This window comes from Streptomyces amritsarensis (assembly GCF_001953875.1).
GTDB classification, from domain to species: domain Bacteria; phylum Actinomycetota; class Actinomycetes; order Streptomycetales; family Streptomycetaceae; genus Streptomyces; species Streptomyces amritsarensis.
The window spans coordinates 1-1,806 of record NZ_MQUR01000203.1; the positions used below are offsets into that span (position 1 = coordinate 1).

A 1,806-nucleotide genomic window follows, 5' to 3' on the forward strand; every position below is an offset into this window, starting at 1 on the left:
CCCCGCCGCCGTCCGAGCCGCAAGCCCCCGGCCCCCACACCCCCGACCACCTCCCCACCACACCCCTTCCCGCCCCGGCCGGCCCCGCCCCGCACGCGTTCGAGCCGCAAGCCCCCGGGGCCGACACCCCCCACGGCCGGAACCACGACGCCTACCGCTACGGCTTCGGCTACGCCCCCGCATCGGCATCGGCACCGGCGGGCACAGCCGGCACCCCCGACCCCGCCCCGCACGGGATCACGTACGGCGGCCCTGACGACCGCCTGCGCGCCGCGGCAACCCGCATCGGCGAGGCGGAGGGAGCCGCCCTGGTCGTGACCTCCTCCCCCACCCTGTGGGCCGAGACCAAGGACGCCCGCGCCAAACTCGGCCCGGTCCTCCTCTACGACCCCTCCCACCTGTGCGACACGCCGGCCCGCATGCACTGGAACCCGGCCGAGGGCTGCGCCGACCGCGACACCGCCGCCGCCCGCGCCGTAGCCCTGCTGGCTCCCGTACGCCCGCAGGCCCGGATGGACGAAGCGGTGGCCGACACCGCCGAAACGCTCCTGCGCAGCTGGCTCCAGGCCGCCGCCCTCGACGACCGCCCGTTCAAGCAGCTGCACCGCTGGGCCCAGGGCAACAGCGCCCAGGACCCGGTACGCATCCTGCGCACGCACCCCGGCGCCGCCGCGGGAGCGGCCGGTGAACTGGAGAGCGCCCTCACCGCGCACCCGGAACGCCGCGAACTGGCCCAGAACCTGACGGCCCGTGCCCTGTCCTGCCTGACTTCGATCCACATCCGCGAGGCCTGCAGCTCGAACCGAACGGATTCGCTCACCTTGGCTTCGTTCCTGGCCGAAGGGGGAACCCTGTATGTGGTGGGTGAAGCTCTGGAGGACCCTCGCACCCACCCGGGTGCGATGCCGTTGCTGACCGCACTCGCCTCTCACGTGGTCGAGCACGGCCGCCGCATGGCCGCACGGTCATCCCACGGTCGGCTCGACCCACCACTGTCCCTGGTGCTGGACGATGTGGCGGCCGTGGCCCCCATCCCCCAGCTCCCGGAGCTGCTGACCGGGGACCCGCTTCCCCTCCTCGCCCTGTGCCGCAGCCGCGAACAGGCCCGTTCCCGCTGGCCCGGAGCCGGCCTCTAAGCCGTGTCGGGCCGCCGCAGCGCGTGCTCCAGCTCCTTGGCGGCCGGGTTCCCGGGCACCGGCACGACGGTGCCGGTCGCTTCGAACCCGTACCTCCGGTAGAAGGCGCCGGCCCGCGCGTTGTCCTCGTGCACGAAGAGCCGTACACGCTCCAGGACCGGCTCCCGCAGCGCCCAGGCCCACTCCAGCGCCGCCGCGAACAGGGCCTCGGTCAGCCCGGTCCCGCGCTGTTCGGGCCGTACGAACACCCCGGCCAGGTGGCCCTGCGTCCGCTCGACGGCCTGGTCGAAGAAGTCGATGGTCCCGGCCTCCTCGACGAGCACGGACACCGTGCCGACCCAGCGCCCGTCGTGGGCCTCGGCGACGGACTGCCGTGCGGCCCGCCCGTGCGAGGCTCCCGCGGCCCGCCCCTGCCAGAACTCGTCGGGGTGCCCCTCGGCCTGCTCCACCGTCTCGAGGAACGCGACGGGAGCCGCCGGGTCCTTGAGGCCGGCGATCCGCAGCTCCTTGACCTTCGCCCACTCGTCGACGCGCACCGGACGTATCACGTGCTGGACTTCGTTCATGAGCGGAGATCCTAGCCATCCGTCCGCCAGACTTCATTCGTGATTCCGCGCATCCGCACCCCTGAACGCAGAAAAGCCCCGCACCAGAAGGTGCGGGGCTTTCC

The 1,806-nt window shown here is 73.6% G+C and carries 1 protein-coding gene and 1 pseudogene; one reads left to right on the forward strand and one right to left on the reverse strand.

Annotated features, from left to right (window positions below):
* Nucleotides 1-1,136, forward strand: a pseudogene (locus AVW11_RS35505) (type IV secretory system conjugative DNA transfer family protein); the annotation flags it as partial.
* On the opposite strand, the gene AVW11_RS35510 reads toward AVW11_RS35505, so the two are convergent.
* Nucleotides 1,133-1,702 (reverse strand): GNAT family N-acetyltransferase, encoded by a 570-nt coding sequence (locus AVW11_RS35510; protein WP_076047080.1) that lies wholly within the window; start codon nucleotides 1,700-1,702, stop codon nucleotides 1,133-1,135. The pseudogene AVW11_RS35505 and the gene AVW11_RS35510 overlap by 4 nt on opposite strands.
* Nucleotides 1,703-1,806 lie beyond the last annotated feature (104 nt).